Genomic DNA, 18,443 nt, shown 5'->3' on the forward strand with positions numbered 1-18,443 from the left:
GCTAGCCGGACGCCCGGGCGTGGTGCCCCGCCGGCATCGGCAGCGCGGGGCAGCGAGCCATCAGGCGGCGGAGCCGATCCGCAGGCGGGCCACCCACGGGTCCTCGCCCTTGTGCGGGGCCAGGCCCTGGCTCTCGATCTGCTCGAGCACCGACAGCCCGCGATCGGCCAGCTCATCGGCGACCAGAGCCACCGGGAGGTACTGCCGGTAGTGCTCCCCGAAGACCTTGTCGGCGGCCGCGTCCTTGTCGGTGCGGAACTCGAGCCAGCCCTGGCCGCCGGCCGAGACGACCCGGGCCAGGAGCGTCCAGAGGTTGCCGCGCGCCTCGTCGGTGATGGCGTGCACCAGGAAGCGCGCGTAGAGGTTCCACCCGCGGCTCCAGTCGAGGCCGGCGGCGAAGCCGGCCACCGACCGCTCGTCGGACAGGTCGACGACGTGGAACCGCGCGCCCCAGCCCTCCTCCTCGGACCGCCGGCCGGCGGCTTCCACGGCGGCGGCGGCGTAGTCGATCCCGACGACCTCGTGGTCCTTCATGGCGAAGAAGCGGGCATCCCGGGCGGTACCGAAGCCGACGTCGATGATCGGCAGCTGGCCGTCCGTGCGCTCGGTGACCCAGCGGGCGAAGGTCGACTCCTCCAGGGGGACCCGCTCCGACGCGGGGCCGCTGTAGAAGGACTGCCAGTGGTCGTTGCGCATCGGTGCACTCTCCGCATCAGCTTTCGTGCCGCCACCCGCGAGATCGGGTACGGCGGGCGAGAGGCGTGGCGCTCCCTGGCCTCACCCTCCGGACACCGGGTGGGAGTTCTCCTTCACCGCGGCTACCCGCAACGTTACGTCACCGGACACCTGTAGGACGCCTTTTCGACCGTCTGCGTGTCGACTTGTCTACTCAGCGTGATCGCGAGGGTCAGCCGGCGAGTCGGGAACCGTTCCTGCCGGCGATGACCTCGAGCCGCGTGGGAATGCGGGTGCGCAGCTCCTCGAGGTGGCTGATCACACCCACCGTGCGCCCGCCGCGGCGGAGTTCGTCCAGCACCGTCATCACCGCATCCAGCGCCTGCGCGTCGAGGGTGCCGAACCCCTCGTCGACGAACAGCGTGTCGATCCGGACGCCGCCGGTCTCCGCGGTGACCACATCGGCGAGCCCCAGCGCCAGTGCCAGCGACGCCATGAAGCTCTCACCCCCCGAGAGCGTCTTGGTCGGGCGCCGCATGCCCGTGTACTCGTCGAAGACGTCGAGCCCCAAGCCACCGCGGGCGCCGTGGCGGCCCTGGGCGTCGCTGTGCAGGAAGGTGTAGCGGCCCCCGGACATGTCCAGCAGCCGCCGGCTGGCCACCTCGGCCACCTGCTCCAGACGGGCGGCGAGGACGAAGGACTGCAGCCGCATGCGGCGCGCGTTCGCACCGCGGCCGTGAGCCAGGTCGGCGAGCGCGGTGACCTGGTCGGTCCAGTCGCGCAGCTCGGCCAGCTGCAGCTCCGCGGCGGTGACCCGCCCCACGAGATCGGCCAGCGCGGCCGTGCAGCGGCGCGCCTGCTGCAGCGCGGCGACCGCATCCTCCCGCCGGCGGGTCCCGCCCGCGCAGCGGTCCTCCAGCGCGGCGATGTCGGGCCGGGGGGGCAGGTCGGCCAGCTCCGGGTCGGCCAGCCGGTCGCGCAGGAGCGCCCGGCGCTGGTCGTGCTCGTCGAGCTCCCGGTCCAGCCGGGCCAGCCGGCCGGGCTCGAGCAGGGCGTCCGCCGCGGCGAGGACGTCGTCGAAGCCGGCGGCCTCCGCCCGTTCCTCGGCCACCCGGCGGGCGCTGTCGGCGAGCGCGCGGGCGCGCAGCTCGTCGGTCTCCGCGGTGACGACGAGCTCGCACGCGTCCGCCACCGCGGTCAGCCGGGCGACCCGGTCGGCGAGCGCTGCATCCTCGCCCCGTGCGGTCGCCAGCCGAGCGGTCAGCTCCGCCAGCCCGGCCGCCCGGGCGTCGCGCTCGGCGCCCCGGGCGCGCCGGTCCTCGCGGTCGGCGGCCAGCCGGGTGACGGCCGCCTCCCGCTCGTCGGCCAGCCGCTGCAGCTCCGCCTCGGCGGCCGCCAGCCCGGCGGCCGGCTCCCCGGTGTCCCGGACCCGGGCGGTGAGCTCGGCGACCCGCTCCGCCTGCGCGGCCACGTCCAGGTCACCGGCGCGGGCACGCAGCCCGGCGAGCTCCCGCTCGGCCGCCTCGACCCGTGCGGCTGCTCCGGCGTGCGCGGCCTCCTCCGCGTCGGCGCGCGCCCGGGCGGCGTCCTCGTCGGCCGCCGTCACGCGTGCCCCGACGTGCGCCGCGGGACGGGGGTGCTCGGTCGCGCCGCAGACCGGGCAGTCCTCGCCGTCGGCGAGCCCGGCCGCGAGCTCGGCGGCCATCCCGTCGAGCCGCCGGCCGCGCAGGTCGAGCCAGTGCTCGCGGGCGTCCGCCCAGGCCTCCCGACGCGACCTCGCGTCCTCCCGCAACCCGGTCAGCTGCCCGTCCAGCGCCTCGGCCGCCCGTCCGGCCGCCAGTGCGGCCGCCGCGGCGTCGAGGGCGGCACGCAGCGCCGGCAGCTCGGCGGCGGCGGCGCGCGCCCGCGCGACGCGGTCCTCCTGCTCGGCCAGCCGGCCGGGGAACCCGGCCACCGCCCGCTCCCCCGCCGCGCACCGCTCGGTCAGCTCGTCGACGTCCCGGTCCAGCGCGGCCAGCGACCGTTCGAGCGCAGCGGCGCGCTCGACCTCCGGCAGCAGCGCGCGGGCCTCGGCCGCCTGGTCGCGCAGCTCGCGGGCGACCGTCGTGCTCGCGTCCCGCCCCCCGGACACCGGCGTCCAGCCGGCGACCGCCGCCGTCAGCGCATCCGACGCCCGCTCGGCGGCCAGCGCGGCCGCCCCGGCGGACCGGAGGACGTCGCGCAGTGGTTCGGCCCGCCGGCCGGCGTCCCGCTCGGCGCGCACCGGTGTGAGGTCCGACTCCCGCTGCTCCAGGGCGGTCAGCCCGCGCACGGCCTGGTCGCGGCGGGTGTGCCGCTCCTCCAGGGCGCGGGCGGCGGCCAGCGCGGCGTCGACCGTGGCCACCTCCGCCGCGGCGTCGTCGGCCTGCGTGGTCGCGGCCGCCAGCCGGCGGGCCGCCGTCGCGCGGACCTCCTCGACCCACGGGACCACGCGTGCGCCCGGCGCCGCCCCGGCCAGCTCGGGAGCCAGCTCCTCGGGGACCTCCACCTCGGCGATCTGGGCCACCCGCGCCAGCAGGGTGCTCAGCTGCGCCCGGTGGGCGGCCGTCCGCTCCCGGGCCGCGGCGCGCTCCTCGGCCAGCCAGTCCTCGGCGCGGGCGAACCGGTCGACGTCGAAGAGGGTGCGCAGGAGCTCCGCGCGGTGCTCCGGCTCGGCCCGCAGGAAGCGCGCGAAGTCGCCCTGTGGCAGCAGGACCACCTGGCAGAACTGGTGGACGTCGAGCCCGAGCCGGGTGCGCAGGTGCTCGGACCCCTCGTCGATGCGCGTGCTGACCGGCTCCCAGCCGCCGTCGGTGAGGCGGGAGAGCACCAGCTTCGCCTGCTCGGTCGCCCAGCCCTCGCCGCGCTTCTTCGGCCGCTGCTGCTCCGGCCGGCGGACGACGCGCAGCCGCTCGTCGCCGAGGGTGAGCTCGCAGGTGACCTCGGTCCGGGTGGCGGCGTCGGCGTGGTCGCTGCGCAGCCGTTTCTCCTCGCCGCGGGCACCGGGCACCCGCCCGTAGAGGGCGAAGACCACCGCGTCGAGCAGGGTGGTCTTGCCCGCGCCGGTCGGGCCCCACAACAGGAAGAGCCCGTCCCGGCCGACCTCGTCCAGGTCGACCGCCACGGTGTCGGCGAAGGGCCCGAAGGCGGTGACCGACAGGTGGTGCAGCCTCATCGCGCCGCCTCGGCGCGATCGGCGGCACCGAGGGCCCGGGCGAGCAGTTCCCGTTCGGCCGGGCTGGCCGGCACCCCGCGCACGTGGCTGACGAACTCCCCCGCGACGTCCAGGGCGCTGCGCCCCCGCATGCGTTCCTGGTAGCTCCCCGCCTCGGCCGTCGCCCCGGCACCGGCCCAGTCCAGGTGCACGCAGAAGGGGAACCGGGCCTGCAGCCGGCGCATGGGATCGGCCGGGCGGACCGGATCGGTGAGCCGCGCGGAGACGAAGTGCTCCTCGGCCGCGGCGTGGGCGGGGTCGGCGAGCAGTTCGTCGAGGGTGCCGGTGAGCACGCTGAGCGCACGCGGGGTGGGCAGCGGCAGGGCGCGCACCCCGGCCAGTCCGCCGGCGTCCAGATCGACCAGCCAGGCCTGCTTCTGCTGGCCCGCCTCGCCGAAGGAGTAGGCCAGCGGCGACCCGCTGTAGCGCAACCGCGGGCTGAGCGTCTGGGGACGGTGCAGGTGCCCGAGCGCCACGTAGTCGACGCCGTCGAAGATCCGGCCGGGCACCAGGTCGACCCCGCCGACGCAGATGTCGCGCTCGCTGTCGCTGGCCACCCCGCCGCCGACGAAGGCGTGCGCCAGCACCACCGAGCGCGCCCCCGGCCGGAGGAAGAGGTCGGCCCGTACCCGGTCCATCGCCTCCTGCAGCACCGCCTCGTGCCCGCGCGCCCCGGGGACGGCGAGCTCGTGCCGGGCCACCTCGGGCTCCAGGAACGGGATGCCGTAGATCGCCACCTCGCCGTGCTCGTCGGCCAGCAGCACGGGCTCGTCCAGACGCGCGGTCACCGCCCGGACGTGCAGCCCGGCGGCGCTGAGCAGGCCCGAGAAGGTGCCCAGCCGGCGGGCGGAGTCGTGGTTGCCCGGCGTGAGGACGACGCGGGCGCCGGTGGCCAGCAGCCGCCCGATCACCCGGTCGAGGACGCCGGTCGCGTCCGCGGACGGGACCGCCCGGTCGTAGACGTCGCCGGCCACGACCACGACGTCGACCCGTTCCTCGGCGACCACCGCGGCCAGCCCGCCGAGCACCGCCTCCTGCTCGGCCAGCAGGTCGGTGCCGTGCAGGGTGCGGCCGATGTGCCAGTCGGAGGTGTGCAGCAGCCGCATGAGCGCAGAACGTAGGGAGGGGGTACGACAGAACCGCTCAGGCGCGCCGTGACGGACCCGTCACATGCGGTCCCGCGACGGTCAGAGGACCGCCGTCGAGTACCAGCCGCCGGGCGCGGAGCCGTCGTCGCCGCGCATGTAGCCGGCGTTCTCCTGCGCCCGCCGGTCGGCGTCCTCCTCGATCATGTGGTTGAGCAGCTGCTGCACGCCGTCGCTGTCGGGGATCCGCCGCAGCACGGTCGCGCCGCTGTCGCCGGCGGTCTCGATCGTGACCGTGCCCGACCCGACGACCCGCTCCCACAGCGTCTGGGTGTAGGAGACGTCGGTGATCCGCGACAGCCCGAGGTCGCGGCCCCGGCGGGCGAGGATCCCCTCGCGGAAGAGCAGCCGGTGGGTGGTGACGACGTAGTGCGTCGACCGCCAGCGCAGCAGCGGGACGACGACGAGCACCAGCAGCACCAGCGCCGCCACCAGGACGAGCCCGAGCCGGATCATCCCCTGCTGCGGGCCGGCCGGCACGAGGGCGGCCCCGAAGGAGACGCCACCCACGACCAGCAGGAGGACGACGACCGGTCGCAGGACCGTCAGCCAGTGCGGGTGCAGGTGGCGTACGACCTCTTCGTCATCGGCGAGCAGCTTGTCCGGGTAGGGCACCCCGCCAGGATGACGCAGGCGACCTGCTCCGTCAGCGCTCCCCGGCGCGTGTCCGGACGTGTCGGACGTCGCCGCTGGCCAGCTCCACGGTCCCCTCCGGCCCGTCGACGACCAGCCGGCCGTCCCAGTCGATCGCCCGCGCCGTCCCCACCAGCGCCGAGCCGTCGGGGAGCGTCACCTCCACGGTGCTGCCGATCGTCGACGACCAGGCCAGGTAGTCCCGCGCGAGCCGGGAGACCACCGGGTCACCCATCGCCTCGACCCAGCCCCGGTACCGCCGCTCGACCGCCCGCAGGAAGGCCAGCAGCACCGGGCCCCGGTCGACCGTCGCGCCGGTGACGACCGACAGCGAGGTGCCGGTGTCCGGCAGCTCGGCGGCCGTCGTCGACACGTTGAGCCCGACCCCCACGACGACAGCGCCGCCGGCGCTCTGGGCCAGGATCCCGGCCAGCTTGCGCCCGTCCCGGGCCAGCAGGTCGTTGGGCCACTTCACGGAGGCCAGGACGCCGGTGACCTCGCGCACCGACTCGGCCAGCGCCACCCCGGTCAGCAGCGGCAGCCATCCGCGCCGGGCGGAGGGCACGTCGGGACGGAGCAGGAACGACACCGTGATCCCGGCCCGCGGCGGGGACGTCCAGACCCGGTCCAGCCGCCCGCGCCCGGTCACCTGGTGCTCGGCCACCAGCACCGTGCCCTCCGGGGCGTCGTCGCGGCCGGCCCGCTCCACCAGCTCGGCGTTCGTGGAACCGAGCTCGGGCGCCACCTCCACCGACCGCCACAGGTCGCTGTCGCGGGTGAGCGCCGCCTCCAGGGCGGCGGCGTCGAGTCGGGGACGGTCCAGATCCGACCATCGGGACGAGGGCGTGTCGGGCACTCCTTTACGCTACGGCCCGTGACCGGGTCCCCGGGTCACGCCTGAGCGCAGCCGTGCCGCACCGCCGCGGCCGACCAGCCCCACCGAGGAGACCGCCCGCGTGAGCGCCGCCGAACTCGAGAACGCCGGGGAGCACGTCCCCGACGACGTCGACATCCACACGACCGCCGGGAAGCTCGCCGACTTCCGGCGGCGCGTCGAGGAAGCCGTCCACGCCGGCTCGGAGCGTGCCGTCGAGAAGCAGCACGCCGCGGGGAAGATGACCGCCCGCGAGCGGATCGAGGCCCTGCTCGACCCGGGCTCGTTCACCGAGTTCGACGAGTTCGCCCGGCACCGCTCCACCAACTTCGGCATGGCCGCCAAGCGCCCCTTCGGGGACGGCGTCGTCACCGGGTACGGCACGGTCGACGGCCGGCCGATCGCGATCTTCTCCCAGGACGTCACCGTCTTCGGCGGCAGCCTCGGAGAGGTGTACGGCGAGAAGATCGTCAAGGTCCAGGACTTCGCCATCGCGAACGGCTGCCCCCTCGTCGGCATCAACGAAGGTGGCGGCGCGCGGATCCAGGAGGGCGTGGTCTCCCTCGGCCTGTACGGGGAGATCTTCCGGCGCAACGTGCACGCCTCCGGCGTGATCCCGCAGATCTCCCTGGTCATGGGGGCGGCCGCGGGCGGACACGTCTACTCCCCCGCCCTCACCGACTTCATCGTGATGGTCGACAAGACCAGCCAGATGTTCATCACCGGACCCGACGTCGTGAAGACGGTCACCGGCGAGGACGTCACGCTCGAGGAGCTCGGCGGCGCACGGACGCACAACACCAAGTCCGGGGTCGCGCACTACCTGGCCGAGGACGAGACCGACGCGCTCGACTACGTCAAGGCGCTGCTGTCCTACCTGCCGAGCAACAACCTGGACCCGCTGCCGGCGCTCGACGTGCCCCCGGCCGACGTCGTGCTGCCCGGCGCCCTCACCGACTCCGACCTCGAGCTCGACACGTTCATCCCCGACTCGCCGAACACGCCCTACGACATGCACGCCGTCATCGAGCACGTGCTCGACGACGGCGAGTTCCTCGAGGTGCAGCCGCTGTTCGCGCCGAACATCCTGATCGGCTACGGCCGCGTCGAGGGGCGGCCGGTCGGCGTCGTGGCCAACCAGCCGACCCAGTTCGCCGGCACGCTGGACATCGACGCCAGCGAGAAGGCCGCCCGGTTCGTGCGCACCTGCGACGCCTTCAACATCCCGGTGCTCACGTTCGTCGACGTCCCCGGCTTCCTCCCGGGCACCTCCCAGGAGTGGGAGGGCATCATCCGCCGCGGCGCCAAGCTCATCTACGCCTACGCCGAGGCCACCGTCCCGAAGGTCACCGTCATCACCCGCAAGGCCTACGGCGGCGCCTACGACGTCATGGGCTCCAAGCACCTGGGCGCGGACGTGAACCTGGCCTGGCCGACCGCGCAGATCGCCGTCGTCGGGGCGCAGGGCGCGGTCGGCATCCTCTACCGCAAGGAGCTCGCCGCCGCCGACGACCCGGAGGCCCGCCGGGCGGAGCTGATCGCGGAGTACGAGGACACCCTCGCCAACCCCTACATCGCCGCCGACCGCGGGTACGTCGACGCGGTCATCCCGCCGTCGCAGACCCGCGTGCAGGTGACCAAGGCGCTGCGGGTGCTGGCGAACAAGCGCCAGACCCTGCCGCCCAAGAAGCACGGGAACATCCCGCTGTGAGCGAGGACGTCCGTCCGCTGCTGCGCGTCGTCAGGGGCGAGCCGACGGCCGAGGAGCTCGCGGCGCTGACCGTCGTCGTCGCCACGATGTCGCAGCGCCGCACCCGCCGCCGCCCCACGCCGGTCGGCGCCTGGGCGTCCTACGGCGACGCGCACCGGGGTGCCCTCCGCACCGGCCCCGGTGGCTGGCGGGCCGCGGGGCGGTTCGCGTGACCGCGCACCGCCGGCTGGTGCTGGCCTCGGCGTCGCCGGCCCGGCTCTCCCTGCTCCGCCAGGCCGGCCTCTCGCCCGAGGTCGTGGTCAGCGACGTGGACGAGTCGGCCCACTCCGCACCGCGCGTCGCCGAGACGGTCGCCCTGCTGGCCGCCGCCAAGGCCGCGGACGTCGCCAAGCGGGAGACCGACGCCCTGGTCATCGGCGCGGACTCGCTGCTGGAGTTCGGCGGGAAGCCGCAGGGCAAGCCGGCCGACGCCGCCGAGGCCCGCGATCGATGGCGTCGGATGGCCGGGCGCTCGGGCGTCCTGCACACCGGGCAGGCGCTGTTCGACGTCCGGGACGGCGCGGTGGTCAGCCGGGACATCGCGGTGGCCTCCACCGTCGTCTACTTCGCCACGCCCACACCGCCGGAGGTGGAGGCCTACCTCGCCACGGGTGAGCCGCTGGCCGTGGCGGGCGCGTTCACCCTCGACGGGCTCGGTGCGCCCTTCGTGCGCCGCGTCGAGGGCGACCCGGCCGCCGTGGTGGGGCTCTCGCTGACGGTCCTCCGGACCCAGCTGGGCAAGCGCGGGCTCGCCATCACCGAGCTCTGGCGCCGCTGAACGACGGGGCGCCCGGGACCGCTGTGACTGCTGAGCCGTCCCGGGTGGCCTGCACGGCCAAAGCCAGGTACTCATAGTAGCCATGAGCACACAGAAGGTGATCTTCCACGTCGGTACGCCCAAGTCCGGGACGACCTACCTGCAGGATCTCCTGTGGCACTCCCGGGAGGCCCTGGCCGAGGCCGGGGTCCGCTACCCCGGCGAGGTGCCGGAAGCCCACTTCCACGCCACGCGCGACCTCGCCCAGAACGACTTCAACGGCTGGCCCGACCCCGCGGTGCAGGGCGCCTGGAGCCGGCTGGTCGAGGCGGCCCGGGCGCACGAGGGCACCACGGTCATCTCGCACGAGCTCTTCGGCGACCTCCCCCCCGAGGCGATCGCCCGGGCGCTCGGCGACCTCGACTTCGCCGAGGTCCACGTGGTCGTCACCGCCCGGGACCTGGCCCGGCAGCTCCCCGCCGTCTGGCAGGAGGACGTGAAGAACCGGCACTTCGTGCCGTTCGACGAGTTCCTCCGGGTGGTGCGGTCCGATGCCTGGAGCGAGGCCTGGTACGGCCGGGCGCTGTGGCTGCGCCAGGACGTGCCCGCGGTCGTGCGGCGCTGGGCCGCCGAGCTGCCCCCGGCCCAGGTCCACCTGGTGACCGTCCCCCCGCGGGGTGCGGACCCGGCCACGCTCTGGGAGCGCTTCGCCGCGGTGGTCGGGGTCGACCCCGGGCTGGCCACCCCGCCGGACGGCCGCCGCAACAAGTCCCTCGGCCGCGCTGAGGCCGAGTTGCTGCGCCGGCTCAACGAACGCCTCGACTACGGCATCGACTGGCCGACGTACGCCAGCCGCATCACCCACCACGTGGCCGCCTCCGTCCTCGCCGAGCGCCCGTCGTCGGGTTCCCTGACCGTCCCCGCGGGCGACCGGCCGTGGGTGGTGGCCCGCGCGGCGGCCATGGTGGCCGAGCTGCGCGCGACCGGCTGCCAGGTCGTCGGCGACCTGGCCGAGCTCGAGGTCACGTCCGAGGGGCCCGCCCGCGAGGTCCCGGAGCCCAGCGCCGAGGAACTCCTCGACGCCGCGCTGGACGCGTTGGTCGCGCTCATCCCGACGCACGCCGCCCGGGCCCCCGAGGAGGCCCCCGAGGGCGCCACCGAGGAGACCACCGAGGCCGGGACGCCGGAAGACGCCGTGCTCGACGGGGACCTCCCGGGCCAGGACGCGCTCGTCCCGACCCCCCGGGACGGGGACCCGCTCCTCGCGGCTCCCGCCGAGCTGCCCGGCGTGGCCGCGCACGTCGCCGCCGCCCCGGCGCGACGCCTGCCCGTGCATCGGGTGGACCGCTGGCTGCGCCGGCTCTCCGTGGCCCGCCGAACCGGTTCCCTCACCTCCGTCTGACCCGGGCGGAGGCCGGTGGGGCGCAGCCCTGCTGCGGACGCCGCCCGGCCTGCTGGCTACAGTCCGAGCGGTCCGAACGAGAGGGAGAGCACCGGTGCAGAAGGTCCTCATCGCCAACCGCGGCGAGATCGCGGTCCGCGTGGCGCGTGCCTGCAGGGACGCGGGTCTGACCAGCGTGGCCGTGTACGCCGAGCCCGACCGCGACGCCCTGCACGTCCGCGTCGCCGACGAGGCGTTCGCCCTGGGCGGCAGCACGCCGGGCGACTCCTACCTCGTCATCGAGAAGATCCTGGACGCCGCGGCGCGGTCCGGGGCCGACGCGGTCCACCCGGGCTACGGCTTCCTGTCGGAGAACGCCGACTTCGCACAGGCCGTGCTCGACGCCGGGCTCACCTGGATCGGCCCGTCGCCGCAGGCGATCATCGACCTCGGGGACAAGGTCGCCGCCCGGCACATCGCCACGAAGGCCGGCGCTCCGCTGGTGCCGGGCACCAGGGACCCGGTCGGCGGCGCCGACGAGGTCGTCGCCTTCGCGCGGGAGCACGGGCTGCCGGTGGCCATCAAGGCGGCCTTCGGCGGTGGCGGGCGCGGGCTCAAGGTGGCGCGCACCCTCGAGGAGATCCCGGAGCTGTTCGACTCCGCCGTCCGCGAGGCGGTCTCCGCCTTCGGCCGCGGGGAGTGCTTCGTCGAGCGCTTCCTGGACAAGCCGCGGCACGTCGAGGCGCAGGTGCTGGCCGACACCCACGGCAACGTGATCGTGGTCGGCACCCGCGACTGCTCGCTGCAGCGGCGCAACCAGAAGCTGGTCGAGGAGGCGCCCGCGCCGTTCCTCACCCACGAGCAGCGCGCCCGCATCCACTCCTCGGCCAAGGCCATCTGCAAGGAGGCCGGTTACCACGGCGCCGGGACGGTCGAGTACCTCGTGGGCGTCGACGGCTCGATCTCCTTCCTCGAGGTCAACACCCGGCTGCAGGTCGAGCACCCGGTCTCCGAGGAGACCTCGGGCATCGACCTGGTGCGCCAGCAGTTCCGCATCGCCGACGGCCTCCCCCTCGAGATCACCGAGGACCCGGAGCCGCGGGGCCACAGCATCGAGTTCCGGATCAACGCCGAGGACGCCGGCCGCAACTTCATGCCGGCCCCCGGTCCGGTGGACCGCCTGGAGATCCCGCAGGGGCCGGGTGTGCGCTGGGACTCCGGCGTGGAGACCGGCGGCGAGGTGGCCGGCGCGTTCGACTCGATGCTGGCCAAGCTGATCGTCACCGGCGCCACCCGCGAGGAGGCGCTGCAGCGGGCCCGCCGCGCGCTGGACGAGCTGATCGTCGAGGGGATGCCCACGGTCATCCCGTTCCACCGGGCCGTCGTCCGTGACGAGGCGTTCACCAGCGAGCCGTTCACGGTGCACACGCGCTGGATCGAGACCGAGTGGGACAACCAGGTCCAGCCCTACGACGCCGCCCCGGCCGGGCAGGACGAGGACGCACCTCGGCAGACGGTCGTCGTCGAGGTCGGTGGCCGCCGGCTCGAGGTCTCCCTGCCCGCCGGGCTCGCCGCCGGTGGCGGCGGCGCGGCGCCGGGCGCCGCGGCCAAGCCCCGCAAGCGCGGCGGCGGCGGTGGCGGTTCGGCCGCCTCCGGTGACTCCCTCACCTCGCCCATGCAGGGCACCATCGTCAAGGTGGCCGTCGAGGACGGCGCCACCGTCGAGGCCGGCGACCTGGTCGTCGTCCTCGAGGCGATGAAGATGGAGCAGCCGATCACCGCGCACAAGGCGGGTGTCGTCTCGGGCCTCGCCGCGGAGGTCGGCGCGACCGTCACCAGCGGTGCGGTCCTCTGCACCATCGCCGACGCGGGTTAGTCGCGATGACGTGATCGGGGCCCCTCACCAGCTGGTGAGGGGCCCAGATCCGCACCCGCGTCAGTAGGCGCGGACCAGCCCCGTCCGGGCCGACCAGTGCAGCGTCCCGCCCTGGAAGCGTTGCGACGCGTCGCCGTCGGGCAGCCTGACGGCGCCCTGCACCGGGTAGCCCAGGTAGCCGTTCTCCCAGCCCAGCTGGCCCCAGCGGGAGCGGATGGCGCCGTCGACGGCCTGGGCACCGGTCGACTGGGTCCAGTAGATCGACCCGCCCTGGAACTGCTGCAGGCACCCACCGCCGCGGAGGCCGCAGCGGGCATCGGTCACCGGGTAGCCGAAGTAGCCGAGCTCCCAGCCCAGCGCCCCCCACCGGGCACGGATGTCACCGTCGACCGCCCGGGCACCGGCGAACGGCGTCCAGTAGATCGACCCACCCTGGAAGTGCTGCAGACACCCACCGTCCCGCAGACCGCAGCGGGCATCGGTCACCGGAAAGCCGTACCGACCCAGCTCCCAGCCCAGCGCCCCCCACCGGGCACGGATGTCACCGTCGACCGCCCGGGCACCGGCGAACGGCGTCCAGTAGATCGACCCACCCTGGAAGTGCTGCAGACACCCACCGTCCCGCAGACCGCAGCGGGCATCGGTCACCGGAAAGCCGTACCGACCCAGCTCCCAGCCCAGCGCCCCCCACCGGGCACGGATGTCACCGTCGACCGCCCGGGCACCGGCGAACGGCGTCCAGTAGATCGACCCACCCTGGAAGTGCTGCAGACACCCACCGTCCCGCAGACCGCAGCGGGCATCGGTCACCGGAAAGCCGTACCGACCCAGCTCCCAGCCCAGCGCCCCCCACCGGGCACGGATGTCACCGTCGACCGCCCGGGCACCGGCGAACGGCGTCCAGTAGATCGACCCACCCTGGAAGTGCTGCAGACACCCACCGTCCCGCAGACCGCAGCGCGCATCGGTCACCGGATAGCCGTACCGACCCGGCTCCCAGCCCAACGCCCCCCACCGGGCACGGATGTCACCGTCCACGAGACGCGCACCCGTCGCCGGCGACCAGTAGATCGACCCCCGGTCGTAGTGGGTGAAACAGCCACCGTCCCGCAGGCCGCAGGTGCGGCCCGCGACCGGCTGACCCAGCGCCGCTGCCCCACCGAGCCGCTCGTACGCGAGGTCGATCGGGTGGATGACCGCGATCCGGACCCGGGCCGCGGTCGAGTCGGCCCCGAGCACGGTGATCGCGAAGGCTGCGTGGCCGACGACCACGCGCGTCCCGGCGGGGAGCGCGACGGACAGGTCACTCGGCCAACCCGAGCGCGCCGACGGGGACCCGTCGAGCAGCAGCGAGGTGTCGGACCCGGTGGACGACCGTCGCAGGGTCACTCCCTGCTGGAGGCCGAAGACGTTGCGCCCGTCCCCCAGCCAGGAGTCCTGCCCACTGGCCTGCCGGTACTCCAGCCAGTACCGGGTGCCGTCGATGTCCGCTAGGTCGACCACCCGGTGTGCGCCGTCGACGGGAGTGGCCGACGCGGGGACGATGCTGACCTCGGTGACGCCCTCGGCCGGCCCGATCCGGCTCACCTCACCGTCGACCAGCAGACCCAGATGCGCGGCCTGTGCCGCGTTGAGCGTGCCGATCTCCTGCCACGACAGGCCCATGACGTCGTACAGGTCGAGGTACTGCGCCGTCCGACAGGTACCCGAGTCGACGGTGCCGTCGCACTGGATCTCCGACGAGTGCCCCAGGCCGAGATTGTGGCCGAACTCGTGAGCGGTGACCGACGGCGCGATCGCCGTGACGTAGGAGAGCCCGCCGTCGCTCATGGTCCCGCCCACCGTCCCCAGGCCCGCGGAGCACCCGGGCGCGTCGGCGGGCACGTAGACCAGCAGGTGCGCGTTGTCGGTCCAGGACCAGCCCGCGCGCCTCGCGGCCTCGTTCCACAGCTCGAGCGGCTTGTCGCAGCCGACGGTCGCGGGCTCCCCCCAGTCGACGGAGGAGACGACGCCGAACCGGACGGCGCCCCGGGTCTGCTGGTCCCAGAAGTCGGCGACCACGCCGTCCACGACGGTGGTCATCTGGGTCAGCGTGGTGGCGTCCCGGGCGACCCCGGCCGGCTGCAGCATCACCACGGTCACGGGGTGGTTCACCGGCGCCGTGGCCGACGCCGTGACCGGCTCGTCCGGTCCGGCGAGCACCTCGGCCCCCAGCACCTCGAGCGCCGGCTCCAGGCCCTGCTCGGATGCCTCGTCGACGACCGCGTCACCGACGGTCACCTCGATCGTGGAGCCGACCTCCACCGCCGGGAGGGCGTCGGTCGGGACGCGCACCGCGTCGCCGGCGTCGGTACGGATCCAGCTGAGCAGGCCCGTCTCGGCCTCGTGCGCATGGTCGTCCGCGCCCGCCAGGGTCGGGGCCGGGTCGGCATACCCCTGCACCAGTCGTCCCACGACGGTCCCAGGGACGGCCCGCTCCTCTGCGACCGCCGGCCCGACGGACACGAGGAGCGGCAGCAGCGCAGCAGCCGAGACGGCGAGCGCGGACAACCGCAGCACGGAGGGACGGCGACGAACGGACACATTGACTCCCGGGGCGGAACGGATCACCACGTCATCGGCACGGCACCGCGAGAACTGGAGTCGGGTGGGCGCGACTGCGCGACGACGTCCCGGGGGGCACTCCGGCAGCAGGAGCCCCGCGCCCATGAGCACGGCTCCCCCACCGGCCGTGGCCCGGCGGAACACGTCTCATCGACGGATCAGGCGGGCCCTGCGGAGATGCCGCACGAGCAGCAGCGTGGCGCCGGCCAGCGCGGTGGCGGCGACCGGCACGAGCAGTCCGCCCAGCGAGCTGGTGCTGTCGGCGACGGGCTCGAGCAGCATCGGGCGGCGCGGCGCGGACACCGCGATGTCGGGTGCCCAGAAGGCCTGCGGCGCCGCCGCGGCCACGGCGACCTCGGGCTCGGCCCCCCGGTCCGCGGCGATCGTCCCGCCGCGGGCCGGGCTCGCGGGCCGGGCCGCGGGTGCGGCCGCCGGCGCCCGCACGGCCGGGACCACGCGGACCACCGCGCCGGCCTGGTCCATGCGCTGCACGGTCACGGTGAAGTCCCCGCCGGAGAGGGGCACGGCCACCCCGACCGGGAGTGCGGCCTGCAGGTCGGCGTCCCAGCCCGCCGCGGCGCTCGGGCTGCCGTCGAGCAGCAGGGACGTGTCGGGGAACTGCCCGGACCGGTGCAGCAGCACGCCGGTGTCGAGTCGGTAGACGTTGTCCCGGGTGCCCAGCCACGCGTCCTGGCCGACGGCGGACCGCAGCTCCAGCCAGTAGGCCAGGCCCTCGGCGCCGACGAGCCGCAGGGCTCGCACCCCTTCGGTCCCGGCCAGCGGCGCGAGGGTCACCTCGGTCGCCCCCTCACCGACCGAGACGGTCCGCTCCGCGTCGCCGGGCAGCACCCGGAGCGCCGAGGCCTGGGCGGCGTTGAGCGAGCCGAGCTGCGCCCAGGAAGCGCCCATCACGTCGTAGTAGTCGCGGTACCCCGTGACCCGGCACGCACCGGTCTCGACGGCGCCGTCGCACTGCGCCGACGAGGAGTGGCCCAGACCGAAGTTGTGCCCGAACTCGTGGGCGATGACGGACGTCGACGTGTCCCGCACGTAGAGCCGCCCACCGGACGCCGGGCCGGCGCCCACCTCGGCGAGGGCGTAGGAGCAGGCCGGCTGGTTGGCGGTCTCACCGCTCAGGCGCAGCATCAGGTGCTTCCCCGCCCCGGGGACGAAACCGACGGCCGCCGCCGCCTCGTCCCACATCGCCGCGGGGTCGCCGCAGCCGGCCGCCGTGGACAGCCAGTCGCGGGAGTCGGTGACCCCGAGGGTGATCGCGCCACCGGTCTGCTCCGCCCAGAAGCGGGCGACCGAGCCGTCCACCGCGGCGACGACGTCGCGCAGGCGGGTGCCGTCGGGGGTGGTGCCCGCCGGGGCCACCAGGACGACGGTCACCTCGTTGGTCAGGCCGCCACGGGGTGCGGGCGCCGGCTCCGGGGCCGTCGACGGCGGGGGCGCGAGGACGTCGCTGTCCAGCACCTCGCGGGCCTCGTCGTACCCGTCCTCGCTCGCCTCGTCCTCGACCGGCGCCCCGACCGTCAGCTCGACCGTGGCGCCCGTCGGCAGTCCGGCGACCTGCTCGGCGGGGACGCGGACGGCGCCCTCCTCGGTCTGCACCCAGCTGAGCCGGCTGCCGTCGGCATCCGCGTGCCCGGCCGCGTGGGCAGCGCCACCGGCCTCGCCCTCGGTGACGACGTGGACGAGCTCACCCACCACGGTGGTGCCCGCGTCCGCCGCCGCCACCGCAGGGGCTACCAGGGAACCGGCGGCGGAAGTGACGAGGGCACCCGTCAGCGCGAGGGAGCGCAGCAGTCGACGGTGGCCGCGGGGACGACGGGGGTCGCGGTCAGTAGGCATCGACTCCTGAATCGGCGGCCGTGGTGCCTGTCGGCACCGCCACCGCGGAGTTGAGCCGAACCGTCCGTCACATCCGCCGCACGCACCCCGGCCCCCTCACGGGCCGCGGCGAGCCCGCGAACGGTGAGGGCCGAGGGGCCGCTGGTTCAGGCGATGCCCTCGGCCCACTCCGCGCCCCGGTCCGCTCCTCGCTCGTTCCTCACTGCGATGCTCCCGGGGCTGTCGTCAGGCGAGGTGGTCGGCGCCCATCAGCCGGCGACCGACCTCGGTGATCGACCCCGACAGCGACGGGTAGATCGCGAAGGTCTGCGCCAGGTCGTCCACGGTCAGCCGCTGGGTGACGGCGAGCGCGATCGGGAGGATCAGCTCGGACGCCCCCGGCGCCACGACGACGCCACCGACGATGACCCCGGTGGAGCGCCGGGCGAACATCTTGACGAAGCCGTCGTGCAGGTCGCTCATCTTCGCCCGGGCATTGGTCGCCAGCGGCAGGAGGACCGTTTCGACGTCGGGGTAGTCCGGCAGGCTCTTCTGCTGGACCCCGACGGTGGCGATCTCGGGGTGGGTGAAGACGTTGGCCGCGACCGTCTTGAGCCTGATCGGCGCCACCGCCTCGCCGAGCGCGTGCCACATGGCGATCCGGCCCTGCATGGCGGCCACGGAGGCCAGCTGGAACACGCCGGTGACGTCACCCGCGGCGTAGATGCCGGGGACCGAGGTGCGGGACACGCGGTCGACCACGATGTGCCCGGACTCGGTGGTCTGCACCCCGCACTGCTCGAGGTTCAGGCCCGACGTGTTCGGGATGGTGCCGACCGTCATGAGCGCGTGGGACCCGTCGACCGTGCGGCCGTCGGTGAGCTCGACCTGCACGCCCGCCCCGGTGCGTCGCACCGCGGCCGCCCGTCCCTTCTCGGCGATCCTCCCGCCTCGGGACCGGAACACCTCCTCGACGACAGCGGCGGCGTCGGAGTCCTCGCCCGGCAGCACCTGGTCACGGGAGGAGACGAGGGTGACCGGGACCCCCGCCTCGAGGTAGCCGGACGCGAACTCGGCGCCGGTCACGCCGGAACCGACCACCACCAGGTGGTCGGGCATCTCCTGCAGGTCGTAGACGTCGCGCCAGTCGAGGATGCGCTCGCCGTCGGGTTCGGCGCCGGGCAGTACGCGCGGGTCGGCGCCGGTGGCGATGAGGACGACGTCGCTCTCGAGTTCCTCGGTCACCCGCCCCTCGGCGTTCACCACCTCGACGGTGTGGGCGGCCAGTCCCGGCGTCTCGTCGGACAGCCGCCCCTGGCCGGCGACGATGCGCACGCCCTCGGCGGTCAGCCGGGCGTGGATGTCGGCCGACTGCGCCACGGCCAGGCCCTTGACCCGCTGGTTCACCGACGCGAGGTCGAGGGTCACGGTCGCGAGCTCCGCCCCCTGCAGGCCGAGGACGGCGGAGTCGCGCACCGACGTCATGGCGCCGGCCGCGGCGATGAAGGTCTTGGAGGGCACGCAGTCGGTGAGCACGCTGGCCCCGCCGATGCCGTCGCGCTCGATCACGGTGACCTCCGCACCGAGCTGTGCGGCGACCAGGGCGGCCTCGTAGCCGGCCGGGCCACCACCGATGATCACGATGCGGGTCATGGGTCCATCTTTCGTCGCCGGTCGGTCCGT

General features: G+C 74.8%; 13 protein-coding genes. 5 read left to right on the forward strand and 8 right to left on the reverse strand.

The window, feature by feature from the left end; genetic code table 11:
• Positions 1–60: 60 nt before the first annotated feature.
• The 5 genes from ABDB74_RS17380 to ABDB74_RS17400 form a co-directional block, all read right to left on the reverse strand.
• Positions 61–696 (reverse strand): class I SAM-dependent methyltransferase, encoded by a 636-nt coding sequence (locus ABDB74_RS17380; protein WP_346620014.1) that lies wholly within the window; start codon positions 694–696, stop codon positions 61–63.
• A 211-nt stretch (positions 697–907) separates the two neighbouring features.
• Complete coding sequence (locus ABDB74_RS17385) at positions 908–3,868, reverse strand: SMC family ATPase (protein ID WP_346620015.1); 2,961 nt, start codon at positions 3,866–3,868, stop codon at positions 908–910.
• Positions 3,865–5,013, reverse strand: coding sequence for an exonuclease SbcCD subunit D C-terminal domain-containing protein (locus tag ABDB74_RS17390; RefSeq protein ID WP_346620016.1), 1,149 nt, complete (start codon positions 5,011–5,013; stop codon positions 3,865–3,867). Before ABDB74_RS17390 ends, ABDB74_RS17385 begins: the two co-directional genes overlap by 4 nt.
• Positions 5,014–5,094: 81 nt before the next feature.
• The gene (locus ABDB74_RS17395) at positions 5,095–5,667 is read right to left on the reverse strand and encodes a PH domain-containing protein (protein ID WP_346620017.1); all 573 of its coding nucleotides are present in this window, start codon (positions 5,665–5,667) and stop codon (positions 5,095–5,097) included.
• Between the two features lie 31 nt (positions 5,668–5,698).
• Positions 5,699–6,541 (reverse strand): biotin--[acetyl-CoA-carboxylase] ligase, encoded by an 843-nt coding sequence (locus ABDB74_RS17400; protein ID WP_346620018.1) that lies wholly within the window; start codon positions 6,539–6,541, stop codon positions 5,699–5,701.
• Positions 6,542–6,641: 100 nt separating this feature from the next.
• On the opposite strand from ABDB74_RS17400, the gene ABDB74_RS17405 reads away from it, so the two are divergent.
• From ABDB74_RS17405 to ABDB74_RS17425, 5 genes are all read left to right on the forward strand, one after another.
• Positions 6,642–8,270, forward strand: coding sequence for an acyl-CoA carboxylase subunit beta (locus tag ABDB74_RS17405; protein ID WP_346620019.1), 1,629 nt, complete (start codon positions 6,642–6,644; stop codon positions 8,268–8,270).
• Positions 8,267–8,482: an acyl-CoA carboxylase subunit epsilon gene (locus ABDB74_RS17410; RefSeq protein ID WP_346620020.1), complete on the forward strand. Its 216-nt coding sequence runs from the start codon at positions 8,267–8,269 to the stop codon at positions 8,480–8,482. The genes ABDB74_RS17405 and ABDB74_RS17410 overlap by 4 nt, the downstream gene beginning before the upstream one ends.
• Positions 8,479–9,087: a nucleoside triphosphate pyrophosphatase gene (locus ABDB74_RS17415; RefSeq protein ID WP_346620021.1), complete on the forward strand. Its 609-nt coding sequence runs from the start codon at positions 8,479–8,481 to the stop codon at positions 9,085–9,087. Before ABDB74_RS17410 ends, ABDB74_RS17415 begins: the two co-directional genes overlap by 4 nt.
• 82 nt (positions 9,088–9,169) lie before the next feature.
• Positions 9,170–10,468, forward strand: a complete 1,299-nt coding sequence (locus ABDB74_RS17420) for a hypothetical protein (RefSeq protein WP_346620022.1) — start codon at positions 9,170–9,172, stop codon at positions 10,466–10,468.
• A gap of 94 nt (positions 10,469–10,562) precedes the next feature.
• Positions 10,563–12,323 carry a biotin carboxylase N-terminal domain-containing protein gene (locus ABDB74_RS17425; protein WP_346620023.1) on the forward strand — a complete coding sequence of 587 codons (1,761 nt, stop codon included), beginning with the start codon at positions 10,563–10,565 and terminating at the stop codon, positions 12,321–12,323.
• A 60-nt stretch (positions 12,324–12,383) separates the two neighbouring features.
• Here the strand turns inward: ABDB74_RS17425 and ABDB74_RS17430 are convergent, their stop codons facing one another.
• The 3 genes from ABDB74_RS17430 to ABDB74_RS17440 form a co-directional block, all read right to left on the reverse strand.
• Complete coding sequence (locus tag ABDB74_RS17430; protein ID WP_346620024.1) at positions 12,384–14,906, reverse strand: reprolysin-like metallopeptidase; 2,523 nt, start codon at positions 14,904–14,906, stop codon at positions 12,384–12,386.
• Positions 14,907–15,074: 168 nt separating this feature from the next.
• Positions 15,075–16,781 carry a reprolysin-like metallopeptidase gene (locus ABDB74_RS17435; protein WP_346620025.1) on the reverse strand — a complete coding sequence of 569 codons (1,707 nt, stop codon included), beginning with the start codon at positions 16,779–16,781 and terminating at the stop codon, positions 15,075–15,077.
• Between the two features lie 225 nt (positions 16,782–17,006).
• Positions 17,007–18,413: an NAD(P)H-quinone dehydrogenase gene (locus tag ABDB74_RS17440; protein ID WP_346620026.1), complete on the reverse strand. Its 1,407-nt coding sequence runs from the start codon at positions 18,411–18,413 to the stop codon at positions 17,007–17,009.
• Positions 18,414–18,443 lie beyond the last annotated feature (30 nt).

The sequence above is a fragment of the Blastococcus sp. HT6-4 genome (genome assembly GCF_039679125.1).
GTDB lineage: Bacteria > Actinomycetota > Actinomycetes > Mycobacteriales > Geodermatophilaceae > Blastococcus > Blastococcus montanus.